The following is a 14,549-nucleotide window of genomic DNA, read 5'->3' as shown; positions in this document are numbered from 1 at the left end:
CACCCGGACTGCTCCCGGGGACCAGCGAAGTCCAGGAGGCGACGATGACCATGACGGAAGCCCCACGACTGCCCGACCGTTCGCTGCCGCCGCGCGTCGTGACGGCGTCGGCGAGCGGCCCGGACCCGGACCGGGTCCTGGTGTTCGGTGACGCGGTCCTCACGCCCGACGAGTCGCTCCACGGCGCCGCACGCACGATGGCCCAGGCGCTGGCCGGGCGGTCCGGGCGCGGTGCCGACGTCACGGCGGTGCCGTGGTCGAGCTGGTCCGGCCAGACGTTGGTCTCCGCCGGGAGCGGGACCCACGTCGCCAACTACGACGTCGTGGTGGTGTGCCTGTCCGGCAGCGTCGTCCACAGCCGCACCACGAACACCGCGGTCGCCGCCGCGGCCGAGGAAGCGCTCGTGCTGGTCGACCAGCTCCGACCACAGCTGGCGCCGACCGCGGAGGTCGTGCTCGTGCTTGCGCACAAGGAGGACCAGCTCGCGCTCGTGACGGCGCTGCAGCAGGCGCGACGGGACCTGGTCGTGCTGGGCCTCGACACCGACACCGACACCGACACGGTCACGTGCACGCCGCCGCTGTTCCTCGAGGTCGTGCACCTGTTGCTCGAGCAGCAGCGGGCCCGCGCCGGGAGTCCCCAGTGGCTCCGCTCGACGCCGCAACCGTTCGAGCACCGGTACGAGGCCATCCGTCGCCTGGGCGTCGTCGACGCTCCGGCCGACGCCGCCCTGGACCGGATGGTGCAGCACATGACCGAGCTCTTCCGGACGCGGGGCGCTGCGATCACCTTCCTGCCGGCGGGACGGCAGTGGTCCGCCGCGAGTCTCTGGCTGCCGCGTGGGACGGGAGCACTGCAGGACTCCTTCTGCCGCACGACCGTGCTGGGCTCCGGCCCGACGGTCATCGGGGACGCGTGGGACAGCAGCCGTCCGCAGGTCGCCCGACGCGGACGGATCCGCTTCTACGCGGGGCACCCATTGGAGGACCTGGACGGGACCCGCGTCGGCGCGGTCTGCGTGTTCGATCCTGCGCCGCGCAGGGAGGACGCCGTGGAGCGCGACCTCCTGCGCGACTTCGCCGTCCTGGCCAGGGACACGCTGTACCGCCGTTGAGACTCCACCGGTTTCGGGTCCGGTGGAGCGCCCCGCGCCGGAAGGCGCGGTGCGCGAGGTGGACGGGAGGCGCGGGGCCGGGTCCCCACGCGCCTCCCGTCCGCAACGGCCGTACCGGACGGCGGCCGCACCAGCGGTCGCGGTGGGCCGAGCAGAACCTCGCCGCGACGCCCTCCCGGCCTACGCCAAGCTGGTGACGGTCGGGTAGGTCTGCGGCCCCGTCGAGACGGACAGGAGGCGCGGTGCCAGCTGGCACCGCGCCTCCTGTCCGTCCATCCGTCCCGTCCACGACGAGACGCAGGAGCGAGCGTCTGCTGCGCTCGTCACCCGTCGGCGAGCCGCTCGAGCACCCGGCGCGACGCGGCCGACATCTCCGGACGCACGCCGAGGCGCTCGAGGTACTCCGAGACGGACTGCATCTCGTGCGCCCGTCGCACGGCGTGCTTCCGGCTGCCCGACTCGTACCGCTCGATCTTCGCGTCCGCGTCGCCGGACAGCTGTGCCGCGATCTGCGCGTGCACCCAGTCCTCGCAGCCCGCGGCGCGGCCGGCCTCGAGTGCCTCGACGACGACGGTCGCCAGGCTCTTCATGAGCACGCTCCGGAGCAGCTTCCGCGAGGTCGCGGTACCGGCCGGGCCGTCGACGTGCTCGACGTCGGACCCGAGCGAGGTGAGCAGCTCCCCGACGACGTCCGCTGCCCCGCCGGACACGATCGTCTCCGTCGCGGCGCCCTTGAGCGGCACCGGCCCGAGGATCGCGACGTCCGCGAACCGGCCACCGGCCGCGACGATGCCCTGCTCCGCGGTGACCATGTCCTCGGGGGAGGCGGTCGTGAAGTCCGCGTAGACCGCGCCGGGGGTGATCGCCCGCGCGGCGTCCTCCGCGATCGAGCGGCTGAGGGCGGCTCCGGTCAGGACGATCGTCAGCTCGCTGGCGGCGACGACCTCGCCGACGGAGCCGAGCCGCTCGACGCCGTCCGGTGCCGGCGCGGGGGCGGGGTCGAAGCCCCGGACCTCGTGACCGGCGGCGACGACGGCCGCCGCGTAGATGGACCCGGCCTCGCCGAGACCGATGAACCCGACTCGCATGGTGTTCCTCTCCTGCGAGCCGTGGCTCGCTTCCTACCGACCGACCGCCTGCGCGGCCCGACGGACCTCCGGGACCAGTGCCTCCAGTCCCGCTCTGTCGTTGTGTTCTGCCGGACCGGACGCCGAGACGGACCCGATCACGGCTCCGCGCTGGTCGAAGACCGGCGCGCTGACCGCGGCGACGGCGACGTCACGCTCGGCGATCGAGACGTGGAAGCCGTTCCGGTGGATCTCGTCGAGCGACGAGCGCAGCTCGTCCAGGGGTACCGTGCGGCCGCTCGCATCCGTCGTGTCGCCGTGGCGCGCGAGGACGTCGTCGCGTTCCTCCGGCGTCGTGAAGGCGAGGATCGTCTTGCCGGCGCCGACCACCAGGGGGAGCCGCCGACCGACCGGCAACTGGTAGCGCAAGGGGTCCCGGCCGTCGACGCGCGCGGTGAGGATGCGCTCCTCGCCGGTGCGCACGTAGAGCGACGTCGTGAGGTGCGTCGAGTCGGCGAGCTGCTGGAGCACCCCACGTGCGCGGGTCGTGAGCGGGTCGCCGACGAGGTAGCCGTGCGCCAGACCGAGCGCTCCCGCTCCCAGTCGGTACTCGCCGCCGTCGTGCTGCACCAGGCCGCGGCGTTGCAGCACACCGACGATGCGCAGCGCCGTGGCGGCGTGCAGGCCCGTGCCCCGGCTCAGGTCGACCAGCCGCAGCGGGCGGGCACTCCGCTCGAGGAGTTCGAGCACGTCGAGCGCACGTTCGACGCTGCGGACCGTCGGCTGGGAGGTCTGCCCGTCGGTTGCCATGACGCCATTGTGACGGACCGCCTCGCCGCACCGTCACTCGGACCTCGACGCGGCGACGATCTCGTCGCGGATCCGGGTCTCGTCGGCGTGCTTCGCCTCTGCTCGGGTGAGCACCTCGGTGGCCTCGGCTGCGGGCACCACCGCGACGCCGTCCCCGTCGGCGACGACGACGTCGCCGGGGTGGACGACGACACCGCCGATCGCAACCGGCCGTCCGACGCGGAAGGGTCCGTTGCGGTAGGGGCCGGCGGGGGTGACGGCGCGGGCGAACACCGGGAAGCCGATCTCCTCGAGGTCGCCGACGTCGCGGACGGCGCCGTCGACGACGAGTCCGACGCACCCGCGTGCGCGAAGGCGCTCCGCGATGAGCTCGCCGACCAGGGCGCGGTCACGGACGGCGTGGCCGTTCACGACGAGGACGTCGCCCGGCCGCAGGGTGTCGAGCGCCTCGTGGACGCCGGCGTTGTCGCCGCCCGCGACCTCGACGGTGCGCGCGGTCCCGGCGGTGCGCGCACCGCGCCAGACGGGCCCGATCTCCGCGTCCACGACGCCGAGGCGCTGCATGGCGTCGCCGATGTTCGCGACCGGCAGGGCGCCGAGCCGGTCGACGACGTCCTGGGTGACGGTGTGCCCGGTGTGCTGGGTGTGCTGGGTGTGCTCGGTGTGCTCGGTGTGCTGGGTGTGCTCGGTCATTCGTTCGACTTCCATCCGTGTGCGTAGGCGAGGAGCAGGGTCCAGATGCCGAGGGCGCCGCCGACCCCGAACGTCCACGGGGCGAGGGCGGCTGCGGCCGCGGAGACGAGCGCTGCGTCGAGGACCAGGACGCCGACGAGCTGCAGCAGCACCATGACGGTGCCGAGCGCGAGCATCGAGACGAGCAGGACGACGAACACGGCCGTCATGCCGGTGGCGATGCGCTTCCGGGTCGGACCCGTCGTGGGTCCCGTGGGGTCTGCCATGGTGCAGTCCTTCCGATCGGTGGGGACGGGCTCAGTGGGGGACGGGCAGCCAGCCCGGCCCGATGAGCGCGGCGATGAGCAGGATGGGGACGACGTACAGGACCACGAGCGGGACGAACGTCTTCACCGGGTTCACCCCCGCGATCCCGGTCGCGATGTAGATGGCCGACGCTCCGGGCGGCGAGGCTCCCTCGGTCGAGGCCGCCACCAGGACGACGCAGGCGGCCAGCACGGGGTCGACCCCGGCGACGACGAGGACGCTGAACCCGATGCCGCCGATCGTGGCGATGGTCGCGGTGGAGCTGAGCGGGCCGGCGACCAGCACGACCATCACGGCGACGATCACGCTCATCACGACGGGGGAGGCGTCCAGTCCGTTGAGCACGGCCGCGAGCTGGTCGGCGAGCCCGAGCTCGGTCAGCACGGCACCGCCGGCGAACGCGAAGACGAGGGTCGCACCGATGTCGCGGTAGCGCGGCGCGGTCTTCGCGACGAAGTCGTACCACCCTCGGGTGCCCTTCGGCAGCTTCTTCCGGCCGAGGAGCAGTGCCAGCAGGCCGAGGAGCACGGGGATCCAGACGACGATGCTGATGGTGTCGGCCGCGTCCTCCCCGAGCGCGTCCGTGACGAACGCACCACTCGGGCCGAGCGTCACGAACACCGGGACGAGGATGCCGAGGAACACGAGCAGCGACGTCCACCCGTGTCGGAAGGACTGGCGGAAGGGGCTGATGTCCTCTGCCGGGACGCGCTGGATGCGGTGCCGACGGACGAAGTAGGCGATGACGATCAAGCGCCACAGCACGCACCACCCGGCGGCGACGAACATCGCGGGCAGGAGCTCGCCGATCGTGACGAGCGGTGCGACCGTCGCGGTGCCGATGAGGATGAAGAACGAGGCGCTGGGCGGGATCACCGTGCCGTTGCCGGCGTTCCCCGCGACGACGGTGGCAGCCACCGGGGCGGGCCACTGCGACCGCTTCATCCACGGGATGGTGACGGTGCCGAGCGTCGCGGCGTTCGCGGACCCGGAGTGCGCGACCGAACCGAACAGTGCCGAGCCCACGGTCGCGACGTAGCCGGCCCCGCCGGGCAGCCGGCCGAGCAACGAGTTGAGGATCTCGACCTGCCGGTCGATGACCCCGGTCGACGCCAACAGGAACCCGACGAACGTGAAGGCGAGCGCGGCGAACACGATCTCCTCGTTGAAGGCGTCCTGCAACCCGAACACCAGCAGCTCGAGGAACCGGGTGCCGCCGAACGCGCAGACGACGAGGAACCCGACGACCATCCCCTCGCCGATACCGCGGCGGAGCGCCACGCTCCAGACCACGATCGTGCCGATGTAGGCGATCAGCGCCCAGACGGCCAACCCCATGTGCGACTCACTCTCCGTTGAGGGTCATTTCACCTGATGCAACTTTCTTGCATCTGTTGATAGAGCAAAGCAGCAGCGACGGCACACGTCAAGGTCTGGACCCGCTGCTGAACGTCGGGCGTGGGCGCCGTCGGACTGCGTGCAGCTCGCGCTCGACGTGGCCGGGTCGCGGTCGCGGTCGCGGTCGCGGTTGCGGTCGTCGTCGGTCCGGCGGGCTCGCCGCGGTCGCCGTCAGACCCGGTGGGACCCCGCACCGCGCAGCCGGTCGAGCTTCGCCGCCGCGTCCGATCCCGGCGCCGCGTGGAACACCACGAGTCGCACGTCCGCCGCCCCGTCGACGGCCAGCCGTTCGCGTTCCAGCCTGAGCGGCCCGACCTCCGGGTGGTGCAGCAGGACGGTCCCGCCGGTCTGCCCCTGCACGTCGTGCCGGTCCCAGAGCTGCCGGAACCGGTCACTGACCATGCGGAGCTCCTCGGCGAGGTCCGCGGACCGTCCCGCGCCGCCGCCCGCGGTCTGCCGGAGGTTCCCGACCAGGCACTGCGCCACGGCGTCGTGGTCGGGGAACAGTGCCCGGTCCTCCGGCACCGTGAGCAGGTCGCGCAACTGGTTCCGCCCGGGGGTCAGCCGCGGTGAGAGCCGCTGCGCGAGGGGGTTCGCGGCCAGGACGTCGAACGCCGTGGTCTCGATGACGGCCGGCTGCACGAGCTGGTCGAGCAGGCGGCGGGCGCCGTCGGGCACGACGGGTGTCGACGTCCCCGCACGGTCGGCGCGGAGCGGTCCGGCCACGATCGCGTGCATGTGCGCCAGGTGCTCGTCGTCCAGTCGCAGCACCCGTCCGAGCGCCTCGAGCACCTGGGTGGACGGGTTCCGGTCGCGGCCCCGCTCCAGCCGCAGGTAGTAGTCGGCGCTGATGCCGGCGAGCATCGCGACCTCCTCACGACGGAGACCGGCGACCCGGCGCTGGCCCCGGACCGCCAGCCCGGCCTGCGTCGGCGTCACCTGCGCCCGTCGCGCGCGCAGGTACGTCCCGAGCGGGTTGCGTCGACCCGGAGCGGAGGCCCGGCTCGCGTCCGTCATCGGGGGTCCTGTCAGGACCTGGTCACGAGAGGGCTCTGGGGCGGCGACGAGATCCTGCATACCTTCTGGAACGGGGCGCCCGCCCCGTCTGATTCCCGTCCGGAGGACCCATGACCGTCACGCTCATCACCGGTGCCAACAAGGGCATCGGGTTCGAGACCGCACGCCAGCTCGTCGACCTCGGGCACGAGGTCTGGGTCGGCGCACGCGACGCCGACCGCGGCGCCGCGGCCGCCGCGGCGATCGGTGCCCGCGCCGTGCAGCTCGACGTCACCGACGACGCCTCGGTCCGCGCGGCACTCGCGACGGTCGAGGCCTCGGGCACCGGACTCGACGTCCTCGTGCACAACGCCGGCGTCCTCACGACGGAGCACGACGGACCCGCGGCACTGCGTTCCTTCGACACGAACGCGGTCGGCATCGTCCGGGTCACCGAGGCGGCGCTGCCACTGTTGCGTCGGTCGTCGGCACCGTCCGTCGTCACGGTGTCGAGCAGCGCGGGGTCGTTCTGGGCCGTGACGAACCCGGAGCGTCCGGAGCACGGGCTGCCCGTCGCGCTCTACTCCGCGTCGAAGGCGGCCGCCACGATGCTCACCGTGCAGTACGCGAAGGCGAACCCCGGCATCCGCTTCAACGCCGTCGAGCCGGGTGCGACGGCGACCGACATGACGGCGGCGTTCGGGATCGGGCGCTCCGTCGCGGAGAGCGCCCGCGTCGTCGTGGCGCTCGCGACGACGGGACCGGACGGCCCGACCGGCACGTTCACCGACGAGTCGGGCACCCTGCCGTGGTGACGGGCGTGCACGGCGGGACGCCGTACCTCGGTCGCGACCTGGTCCGACGTGCACGACGCGCCCGTGTCGCAGCCCGCGGAGGGCATCCGCCGCTGGTCCGTCCGGGCCGGCATTAGCCTCGTGCGCGTGGGCATCCCGGACTTCGACGTCGAACCCGCGGTCGGGCCGCGGTCGTGGGCGGTGGTGCTCGGTGTGGTGAGCGTGCTCGCGGGTGTCCTCGCCGTCATCGGCTGGCCGTTGCCCGTCGTGTCCGGCCGGTACACCCAGGACCCGCTCGCGTGGGAGCTGACCGTCGGGGCCGTCGAGGACTGGCTCGCGCACGACGGCTGGCGGATGTCCGGTACGTCCTGGGTCCACGGGGCTGTGGCCGTCGCCGCGCTCGCGGGCGCGGTCGTGCTCCTCCGGCCTGCCTGGAGCGGCGTGCGGAAGGCGGTCGTGGTCGTCGTCCCCGCCGGCCTGCTGCTCGTCCTCGGCCCGGCGGTGCAGTGGGCGCTCGGGCTGCCTTGGTCGAACTACGAGGACCGATCCACCGGTGCGATGGCCCTCGGCATCCTCGTCGCGGTCACCGTCGGCGTGGGTGCGGCCGTGATCGCTGCTGCGGTCCGGCGTGGCCGCCCCGACGACGTGGACGCACCGTTCGGCGGCCGTCGGCGACCCTGATGCGGGACCGTCGTGGCACAGGAGCGACCGCGTCGTCCCCGGCCGGGCTACCGGTCGTCCCTCCGCTGCCGGCCGCGGAGCGCACGACGCCAGAGCCGCACCCCGACGACGAGCAACAGGACGCCGAGGGCGGCGTTGAGCACGACGAGGAGCACGTCGACGTCCGGACGCCAGAGTCGCACGACCGACGTCACGACGAACACGAGGCCGAGGACGATCGCGCCGGTGCCGAGGACCTTCGCGCTCACGGTGTCCACGCGGTCAGCGGGAGCGTCTGCGTCGGACGAGGACCACGACGAAGGCGGCCTCGGCGATCAGCACGGCGATGAGCGGCCACAGCGCCCACGACTCGCCCAGGAGCACGGCGACCAGCGCTGCGAGCGCCACGAGCGGCGCGAGGACGACGCCGGTACCGACGAAGCCGCGTCGCATCTGTTCGAGCTCGTGCTCGGTCACCATCAGCGCACCTCCACGTCGCAGTGTGCCAGGGCTGCCGGCACGGCGTCAGCGGTCGTGCGCGCTGGGTCGGCAGGAGCGTCGTCCGTGTGGGCATCGGACTGCAGGGACCGGCTTCTCCGGCTCGCTGACGGTCGCGGTTGGCCGAACCCGGAACTCGTGAACCGGAACCGTCGCTGTGCAGGAGCAACTGCGTCGTCCCCGGCCGACCTGGCGGGGTGCGGAAGGCGGGCGTGGTCGTCGACCCAGCCAGCGTGTTGCTCGTCCTCGGTCCGGCGGTGCAGTGCGCGATCCGGCTGCCCTGGTCGAACCACGAGGACGGGTCCACCGGCGCGACGGCCCTCGGTGTCTGCGTCGGGGCTCGGGCCGCCGCGGTCGTCGACGCAGTCCGGCGCGGCCGCCCCGACGACGCGGACCCACCGTCCGGCGGCCGACGGCGACCCTGATCCCGTGCTGGCTGCGGCGAAGATGGAACTCTTCCCCCAGGATCGGGCAACACCAACTGTGACCACCGAGAACCCCCCACCAGGAGCCGCGGAGCTCGGTCGACTGTTCGACGAGCACGGTCGACGCATCCTGCTCTACCTCGCGCGTCGGACCGACCTGCAGAGCGCCGAGGACATCCTCGGCGAGACGTTCGTGACGGCGCTCGTCCGGTGGGGGTCGTTCGACCCGGACCGGCAGGAGCCGCTGCCGTGGCTGTTCGGCATCGCGTCGAACCTGCTGCACCGGCACTGGCGCTCGCAGCGGCGGGCGGACCGGGCGATGTCCCGGGTCGCCGTGCCCGAGCGCCTCGAGGACGCCACCGGCGACCTGCTCGACGCACAGCGCGCCGTGCAGACCGTCGTGCGCGAGCTCGACCGGATGCGGCCGGCGGTGCGGGAGACCGTGCTGCTCCACGCCTGGGCCGAGCTCACCTACGACCAGATCGCGGAGGCGACCGGCGTGCCCGTCGGCACGGTCCGCTCCCGACTCAACCGCGCCCGGACGGCCCTGCGCGCCGTGCCCGGCACCACCGACTTCCTGAACGGACCCCTCCATGTCTGACGACGACCTCAGCGCACTCCGGCTGCTGCGCCGCGACCACGACCTGCCGCCCGAGGTGGTCGACGCGTCGCTCGAGCGGGCACGCCTGCGGTTCGACGCGGCCGCGACGGCGACCGAGGCCCCCGCCGCGGCCACCCGCCCCCGCACCCCCCGTGCGCTCCTGCGACGACCGGTCCTGCTCGCGGGTGCCGCGGTCGTGGTGGCCGGCGGACTGGTCGCGTCCGGCGTCGGCCTGACCCACTGGTCCGCACCGGAGCCGGCGGCGGCCGCCACCCTGCACGAGGCCGCCCGGGCCGCGGCCGCCGACCGGACCCCGACCGGCGCGTTCACCCGCGTCGTCGAGAAGGAGGTGGCGATGGCGTACACCACCTCGGACGGTGAGCACTACGACGAGGGCTACCTCGTCCCGACGACGACGACCACGTGGGTGCCGGCGGACGTGTCCGGGACCTGGGTGCGGAAGACCGTGACGGGGGAGCCGACGACCTTCTTCGGCGGCGAGTCGGCGCGCGAGGCGGCCGAGCAGGAACGCGCTGCCGACGGCGGCAGCAGCGGTCCGGTGTGGGAGCGCGGCGCGGGCGGCGACTTCACGGTCGGCGAGCTCGGCGGCGAGCAGCCGGGCTGGATCACGCCGGCCGACATCGGGGACCTGCCCCGCGACCCGGGTGCGCTCGTCCGGCGCATCGAGGCGTCGACTCGCCCGGTGGACACAACCGACGCCGAGCACGTCTTCGACACCGTCCGGCAGCTCCTGCGCACCGGGTTGGTGCCGGCGGACCTCCGCGCGACGATGTTCGAGGCGCTCGCGACGCTGCCGGGCATCGTCGTCACCGAGGAGCAGGCGTCCCTCGACGGGCGGACGGGCACCGCGATCGGGCTGCCGTCGCGGAACGGCGCGGAACGCGACGAGATCATCGTCGACCGGTCGAGCGGCGCCTACCTGGGCGAGCGCAGCCTGCAGACGGAACGGCTGGGCAGCATCCCGGCCGGCACGGTGGTCGCGTCCGTCGCCCTGCGTGTCACCCCGGTGGACGACCGTCCCTGAGCGACGACCGGGTCGCGACCGCGACCACCCGTCCGTGGTCCCGTCGACCGCTCCGTGGCTCAGGCGGCGTCCTCGCCGCGGGCGGCTCGGGCCGGGACGATCCGCCGCTCGGCGATCCGCCAGCCGGCGGGCTCGCGGCGCACGACGTCGTGGTTCACGACGGCGGTCACCGATCCGTCGGGCATGAGCATGAGCCCCTTCGAGTCGACGGTCGCCTCGTCGCCGCTCCGGCCGGCGACGACCACGTTCGTGACGAGGTGCGCGACCGGGCCGTGCTCGGCCATCGCCCCGGCCGCGGCCCGCGCGCCGTCGATCCCGGTGATGACGGGCATGCCGAGTGCGCTCATGTCGTACACGACGTCCGCGGTGAAGACGGACCCGATCTCGTCGAGCCTGCCGTCGTCGAAGACGTGGCCCACCAGGGCCAGGACCTCGCCGATCGCCACGTGGTCGTTGGTGTCCATGAGCCTGTCGTCGTCCGTGTGCACGGCCATGTCGTTCGTCCTTCCGTCCCGACGGCCCCGGTGACCGTCACGGGTTATGGTACTCAGTACCAGACGGAACGCAATACCCTTGCGCTTCGTGTGGGCGGTACCCTGTGCACGTGCCTCAGACGCCCCCGCTCATCGAGCGCAAGCAGCGTGCCGCCCGGGACCGCATCGTGCGTGCCGCTGGCGAGCTGTTCGCCGAGCGCGGCTTCGCGGACGTCTCGGTGTCCGACATCGCCGAGCGGGCCGAGGTCGGGCGGACCACGTTCTTCCGCCACTTCGGCGACAAGCAGGAGGTCGTGTTCGCCCGCGAGCAGTCGCTGCTCGAGGCCCTCACCGCGGAGCACCTGGGCGAAGTGGACCCCGGTGACCGGTCGGCGCGGAGCGCGGTCGCAGCGCTGCAGCCCCTGGTGCTGCGTCTCTGCGCGCACGTCACCGAGGACCCCGAGGACTTCGCCCGGCACGAACGGCTCGTCGCGGCGAGCACCGAGCTCCGGGGACGCAGCGCCGCGAAGGCACAGCTCGTCGCCGAGCGGTTGAGCGCCCTCCTGGTGGACGGCGGCTGGGACGAGCCGACGGCGCGCTTCGCCGGGCAGATCGCCCTGGCCTGCTCCGCCACCGCCCGGGCCTCGTCGGGCCGCCCCGAACGCCTGGTGGACGACACGCGTGCGGCGTTCGAGCGGGCGCTCACCCTGGGTGCCGATCCGACCTGACGTCCGCTGCCCGGTGGTCGGTCTGCGCGCTTTCCGGCCGCTCAGCGGTCGATGCTGCGGTGGTCCGGCCGGAAGCCGTGTTCGGATCCCCACAGGACCGCGTCGACCCGGTTCACGGCGCCGATCTTGCTGTAGAGCGTGCGGATGTGGGTCTTCACCGTGTTCGGGCTGAGGTGGACCAGTTCGGCGATCTCGGCGTTGCGCTTGCCCTGCGTGATGAGGGCGAGGATCTCGGACTGCCGGTCCGAGATGCCGTGCTCCCGACCGGGCCAGTCGACGCCGGGGCCGCTCGGCACGCGTCGCCTCGGCGACCCGATCACCGACTCGCCGGCGGCCACGCGCAGCAGGCCGTCGGCGAGCTCCGCGCCCGAGATGCTCTTTGCGAAGTACCCGGTCGCCCCGCGTCGCGTTGCCGCGCTGATCAGGGATTCGTCCATCTTCCAGGTGAACACGGCGACCGCGCGGATCCTCGGGTTCGCCACGAGTCGGGACACGTCCTCGTCGTCCGGCTCCGGCTGCGCGAACGTGTCGTAGAGCGCGACGCCGACGTCCACCGAGACCCGCTCGCGGGCGTCGAGCTGCACGATCTCGAGCCGGTCGGAGAACGGCGCGAGCATGTCGGCGAGACCGCGGAGGACGAGCTCGTAGTCGTTGACGAGCGCGACGCGGATGCGTTCCGGCACGGTGGATCCTCCCTGTTTCACCCCTGGGGGTGAGACGACTCGTCGAGCGCGGGCGTTCGCTCGGTGCTGTCAGGCTACGGCCGCGCTCGTACCCCGTTCGCAGCCGTACCTGGAGATCGGTCGATCCGGGCGGGAGCACGTTCTCCTCGGCGGACAGCTCGATCGCCGCCCGCCCACACCTCGAAGGACCCCCACATGCCCGATGCACTCGCTCCGTGGAACGCGACCCTGTCGCTCGCCGAGCACTCGATCATCGTCTACGCACTCTCCGTCGCCGGCCTCGCCCTCTTCGCGTTCTTCGTGAAGTCGTGGGTGTCGGCGAACGAGATCACCGGCCGGTTCCGGTCCGGCGTCTACGCCGGCATGTGCATCACCGGCATCGCCTTCCTGTCCTACGTGCTGCTGGTCGTCGAGTTCGCACTCGGTTACGAGCGCAAGGGCGACTCGTGGGTCCCGAACGCGAACGCGATCCTGTCGTGGGCCCCCCGGTACTTCGACTGGACCGTCACCGTCCCGCTGCTCGTCATCGAGCTCCTCGCCGTCGCGACCCTCGTCGGCGCCGCGGCCCGCCGCCTGCGCGCCGCCGGCATCGCCGCCGCGTTCCTGATGATCAGCACCGGCTTCATCGGCGGTGTCGTCATCGACTCGGGCACGAACACCGGTGCCCTGTGGCTCTGGGGCATCATCTCCGGCATCTTCATGGTCGTCCTGTACGTGCTCGTGGTCTACGTCGTCGTCAAGGGCAGGCGGGACCTCAAGGGCACCGCCGCCGCTGCCACGCTCCGCAACGCCGGCATCCTGCTCATCGTCACGTGGCTGGCCTACCCGATCGTCTTCGGCCTGCAGGGCTGGGGCCACGGCGGCGCCGTCATCACCTGGATGCAGGTCATCCTGTCGGCCGCGGACATCGTCGCGAAGGTCGGCTTCGGCTCGATGATCCACAAGATCGCCGAGCTCCGCTCCGCCGAGGACGTCCGCGCCGGGGCCGACACCCTGCCCGAGGCGCTCTGGATCTCGTCCGAGAAGCTCTCGGACGGCACCATCCCGAACACCGCCACGGTCCACCACACGCAGCACTCCGCCAGCGCTGCCGGTGAGCACCTTCACCGCCACTGACCGACAGGGAGCTGACGGACCGCCCCTCGGCGGTCGACCTGCACCACGGCCGGCTGGCCGCGCCGTTCCTGCGGTTCATGCGACAGGCGTGGCCGATCACCGCGATCGCCGTCGCGATGCTCGTCGTGCTCGCGGTCGTGCTGCGGCGCGCCGACCTCGGCGTGTACCTCGCCCTCATCGCGGCGCTCAGGACACCGCACGCGGTCGTCGTCACCTGGATGGACCGGGTGCAGCACACGTGGCGTGGACGCGTCCTGCGACGCCGGCCCGCCGCGCCGGTCCAGCTGGCAGACTGGGCGCGACACGGAGGGGAACGGTGGTCGACATGGTCTGGATCGCTGCGGTCATCGCGGGGCTCGTCGCCGTCGCGTTGCTGGCTCGGACGCGGCGCTGACGCCGTCTCCGCCGCACCACCCGCCGGGCGGCAGGCGCGCTGCCGACCCGCACCGCGCCTCCCGTCCGACGGACCGGTGCGTCGACGGACGCGACCCGACCTGGTGACGTCGGGGCCGGCCCGGCACGCCCGGCGCCGCGGGACCGGCGCGCGGTCTGACAGCATGGCCCCGTGGACGACGCTCTCGACGTGACCCCCGTGCGGGCCCCCGACCGGACCGCGGCGGCGGCGATGTGGGCGGAGTACGTCAGCTCGCGACCGCTCGGCCAGGTGGACGACGAGCACACGGTGGAGCACTTCGGCGACACGGCGCGGCTCGCCGACGAGCTGCTGCAGATCGTCCTGGACGGCGGCAAGCGCGCCACCGCCGAGCTCGTCGCCGAGTTCGCCCACCGCGGGGACCCGCTGCCGCGCATCGGCTCGCACTGGATCGCCTGCGACAGCACCGGCGCACCGCGCATCGTCATCCGGAGCACCGCCCTGCGCATCGGACCGTTCGACAGCGCGGACGCCGCCTTCGCCCACGCCGAGGGCGAGGACGACCGGTCGCTGCCGAGCTGGCAGCGCGAGCACCGTCGCTACTGGGAGCGGACCTGCCGGGCGCGCGGCGCGGTGTGGTCGGAGCACGAGGACATCGTCTTCGAGTACTTCTCCGTCGTCTGGCCACCGGCCCACGCCGACTGACGGTCCGCGCACCGCGGCGGACGGTACCCGGGTTCTCCGGTACCGGGTCGGGGGCTGGCCGGG

At 73.1% G+C, this 14,549-nt stretch carries 19 protein-coding genes; 9 read left to right on the top strand and 10 right to left on the bottom strand.

The window, feature by feature from the left end:
* Nucleotides 1-44 precede the first annotated feature (44 nt).
* Nucleotides 45-1,115, top strand: coding sequence for a GAF domain-containing protein (locus tag BIU97_RS10035; protein WP_071297553.1), 1,071 nt, complete (start codon nt 45-47; stop codon nt 1,113-1,115).
* 323 nt (nt 1,116-1,438) lie between these two features.
* On the opposite strand, the gene BIU97_RS10030 is transcribed toward BIU97_RS10035, so the two are convergent.
* The 6 genes from BIU97_RS10030 to BIU97_RS10005 all read right to left on the bottom strand — a co-directional run bounded on the left by BIU97_RS10030 (nt 1,439) and on the right by BIU97_RS10005 (nt 6,406).
* Nucleotides 1,439-2,203 (bottom strand): DUF1932 domain-containing protein, encoded by a 765-nt coding sequence (locus BIU97_RS10030; protein WP_071297552.1) that lies wholly within the window; start codon nt 2,201-2,203, stop codon nt 1,439-1,441.
* Between the two features lie 33 nt (nt 2,204-2,236).
* Nucleotides 2,237-2,992, bottom strand: a complete 756-nt coding sequence (locus BIU97_RS10025) for an IclR family transcriptional regulator (RefSeq protein WP_071297551.1) — start codon at nt 2,990-2,992, stop codon at nt 2,237-2,239.
* Between the two features lie 33 nt (nt 2,993-3,025).
* On the bottom strand, nt 3,026-3,685 hold the full coding sequence (locus BIU97_RS10020) for an RraA family protein (protein WP_071297550.1): 660 nt from the start codon (nt 3,683-3,685) through the stop codon (nt 3,026-3,028).
* On the bottom strand, nt 3,682-3,951 hold the full coding sequence (locus tag BIU97_RS10015) for a hypothetical protein (protein WP_071258812.1): 270 nt from the start codon (nt 3,949-3,951) through the stop codon (nt 3,682-3,684). Before BIU97_RS10015 ends, BIU97_RS10020 begins: the two co-directional genes overlap by 4 nt.
* A gap of 31 nt (nt 3,952-3,982) precedes the next feature.
* Nucleotides 3,983-5,329 carry a TRAP transporter large permease subunit gene (locus BIU97_RS10010; protein WP_071297549.1) on the bottom strand — a complete coding sequence of 449 codons (1,347 nt, stop codon included), beginning with the start codon at nt 5,327-5,329 and terminating at the stop codon, nt 3,983-3,985.
* A 231-nt stretch (nt 5,330-5,560) separates the two neighbouring features.
* Entirely contained in the window at nt 5,561-6,406 is an 846-nt protein-coding gene (locus BIU97_RS10005) for a helix-turn-helix domain-containing protein (protein WP_071297548.1), read from the bottom strand.
* A 110-nt stretch (nt 6,407-6,516) separates the two neighbouring features.
* Between BIU97_RS10005 and BIU97_RS10000 the strand changes: the two genes are divergently transcribed.
* Together BIU97_RS10000 and BIU97_RS09995 are read left to right on the top strand one after the other, a co-directional pair.
* A complete protein-coding gene (locus BIU97_RS10000) occupies nt 6,517-7,200 on the top strand; it encodes an SDR family NAD(P)-dependent oxidoreductase (protein WP_071297547.1) in 684 nt (227 codons plus the stop codon).
* A gap of 63 nt (nt 7,201-7,263) precedes the next feature.
* Nucleotides 7,264-7,860 carry a hypothetical protein gene (locus BIU97_RS09995; RefSeq protein WP_071297546.1) on the top strand — a complete coding sequence of 199 codons (597 nt, stop codon included), beginning with the start codon at nt 7,264-7,266 and terminating at the stop codon, nt 7,858-7,860.
* Between the two features lie 47 nt (nt 7,861-7,907).
* On the opposite strand, the gene BIU97_RS09990 is transcribed toward BIU97_RS09995, so the two are convergent.
* Nucleotides 7,908-8,117: a hypothetical protein gene (locus tag BIU97_RS09990; RefSeq protein ID WP_071297545.1), complete on the bottom strand. Its 210-nt coding sequence runs from the start codon at nt 8,115-8,117 to the stop codon at nt 7,908-7,910.
* Nucleotides 8,118-8,121: 4 nt separating this feature from the next.
* Nucleotides 8,122-8,319 (bottom strand): hypothetical protein, encoded by a 198-nt coding sequence (locus tag BIU97_RS09985; protein WP_071297544.1) that lies wholly within the window; start codon nt 8,317-8,319, stop codon nt 8,122-8,124.
* Nucleotides 8,320-8,820: 501 nt separating this feature from the next.
* Here BIU97_RS09985 and BIU97_RS09975 point away from each other — a divergent pair.
* Both BIU97_RS09975 and BIU97_RS09970 read left to right on the top strand, forming a co-directional pair.
* Nucleotides 8,821-9,363 (top strand): RNA polymerase sigma factor, encoded by a 543-nt coding sequence (locus tag BIU97_RS09975; protein ID WP_071258856.1) that lies wholly within the window; start codon nt 8,821-8,823, stop codon nt 9,361-9,363.
* The gene (locus BIU97_RS09970; RefSeq protein ID WP_071258859.1) at nt 9,356-10,408 is read left to right on the top strand and encodes a CU044_5270 family protein; all 1,053 of its coding nucleotides are present in this window, start codon (nt 9,356-9,358) and stop codon (nt 10,406-10,408) included. The genes BIU97_RS09975 and BIU97_RS09970 overlap by 8 nt, the downstream gene beginning before the upstream one ends.
* A gap of 59 nt (nt 10,409-10,467) precedes the next feature.
* Here BIU97_RS09970 and BIU97_RS09965 read toward each other — a convergent pair whose 3' ends face one another.
* Complete coding sequence (locus tag BIU97_RS09965; protein WP_083404740.1) at nt 10,468-10,902, bottom strand: nuclear transport factor 2 family protein; 435 nt, start codon at nt 10,900-10,902, stop codon at nt 10,468-10,470.
* A gap of 110 nt (nt 10,903-11,012) precedes the next feature.
* Between BIU97_RS09965 and BIU97_RS09960 the strand changes: the two genes are divergently transcribed.
* Nucleotides 11,013-11,609 (top strand): TetR/AcrR family transcriptional regulator, encoded by a 597-nt coding sequence (locus BIU97_RS09960; RefSeq protein WP_071260321.1) that lies wholly within the window; start codon nt 11,013-11,015, stop codon nt 11,607-11,609.
* Between the two features lie 41 nt (nt 11,610-11,650).
* Here the strand turns inward: BIU97_RS09960 and BIU97_RS09955 are convergent, their stop codons facing one another.
* The gene (locus BIU97_RS09955) at nt 11,651-12,292 is read right to left on the bottom strand and encodes a response regulator transcription factor (RefSeq protein WP_071258862.1); all 642 of its coding nucleotides are present in this window, start codon (nt 12,290-12,292) and stop codon (nt 11,651-11,653) included.
* 195 nt (nt 12,293-12,487) lie between these two features.
* Here BIU97_RS09955 and BIU97_RS09950 point away from each other — a divergent pair, with 195 nt between their 5' ends.
* The 3 genes from BIU97_RS09950 to BIU97_RS09940 are packed head-to-tail and all read left to right on the top strand — an operon-like array spanning nt 12,488 to nt 14,486.
* Entirely contained in the window at nt 12,488-13,408 is a 921-nt protein-coding gene (locus BIU97_RS09950) for a bacteriorhodopsin (protein ID WP_071258885.1), read from the top strand.
* On the top strand, nt 13,405-13,995 hold the full coding sequence (locus BIU97_RS18545; protein ID WP_368073091.1) for a Brp/Blh family beta-carotene 15,15'-dioxygenase: 591 nt from the start codon (nt 13,405-13,407) through the stop codon (nt 13,993-13,995). The genes BIU97_RS09950 and BIU97_RS18545 overlap by 4 nt, the downstream gene beginning before the upstream one ends.
* 38 nt (nt 13,996-14,033) lie before the next feature.
* The gene (locus BIU97_RS09940; protein ID WP_071297722.1) at nt 14,034-14,486 is read left to right on the top strand and encodes an ASCH domain-containing protein; all 453 of its coding nucleotides are present in this window, start codon (nt 14,034-14,036) and stop codon (nt 14,484-14,486) included.
* The last annotated feature ends 63 nt before the right edge of the window (nt 14,487-14,549 follow it).

Source organism: Curtobacterium sp. MCBA15_009, assembly GCF_001864895.1.
Classification (GTDB): Bacteria; Actinomycetota; Actinomycetes; order Actinomycetales; family Microbacteriaceae; genus Curtobacterium.
Note: the sequence above shows the minus strand (reverse complement) of the source record. Positions and strands in the feature narration are given on the sequence as shown.

What these genes read in the sequence shown, in the direction of transcription:
- BIU97_RS09985 (WP_071297544.1), bottom strand. Translation starts at nt 8,319, where the DNA reads ATGGTGACCGAGCACGAGCTCGAACAGATGCGACGCGGCTTCGTCGGT.
- BIU97_RS09950 (WP_071258885.1), top strand. Translation starts at nt 12,488, where the DNA reads ATGCCCGATGCACTCGCTCCGTGGAACGCGACCCTGTCGCTCGCCGAG.
- BIU97_RS09970 (WP_071258859.1), top strand. Translation starts at nt 9,356, where the DNA reads ATGTCTGACGACGACCTCAGCGCACTCCGGCTGCTGCGCCGCGACCAC.
- BIU97_RS10010 (WP_071297549.1), bottom strand. Translation starts at nt 5,329, where the DNA reads ATGGGGTTGGCCGTCTGGGCGCTGATCGCCTACATCGGCACGATCGTG.
- BIU97_RS10020 (WP_071297550.1), bottom strand. Translation starts at nt 3,685, where the DNA reads ATGACCGAGCACACCCAGCACACCGAGCACACCGAGCACACCCAGCAC.
- BIU97_RS10000 (WP_071297547.1), top strand. Translation starts at nt 6,517, where the DNA reads ATGACCGTCACGCTCATCACCGGTGCCAACAAGGGCATCGGGTTCGAG.
- BIU97_RS10025 (WP_071297551.1), bottom strand. Translation starts at nt 2,992, where the DNA reads ATGGCAACCGACGGGCAGACCTCCCAGCCGACGGTCCGCAGCGTCGAA.
- BIU97_RS10015 (WP_071258812.1), bottom strand. Translation starts at nt 3,951, where the DNA reads ATGGCAGACCCCACGGGACCCACGACGGGTCCGACCCGGAAGCGCATC.
- BIU97_RS09965 (WP_083404740.1), bottom strand. Translation starts at nt 10,902, where the DNA reads ATGGCCGTGCACACGGACGACGACAGGCTCATGGACACCAACGACCAC.
- BIU97_RS10035 (WP_071297553.1), top strand. Translation starts at nt 45, where the DNA reads ATGACCATGACGGAAGCCCCACGACTGCCCGACCGTTCGCTGCCGCCG.
- BIU97_RS09940 (WP_071297722.1), top strand. Translation starts at nt 14,034, where the DNA reads ATGTGGGCGGAGTACGTCAGCTCGCGACCGCTCGGCCAGGTGGACGAC.
- BIU97_RS10030 (WP_071297552.1), bottom strand. Translation starts at nt 2,203, where the DNA reads ATGCGAGTCGGGTTCATCGGTCTCGGCGAGGCCGGGTCCATCTACGCG.
- BIU97_RS10005 (WP_071297548.1), bottom strand. Translation starts at nt 6,406, where the DNA reads ATGACGGACGCGAGCCGGGCCTCCGCTCCGGGTCGACGCAACCCGCTC.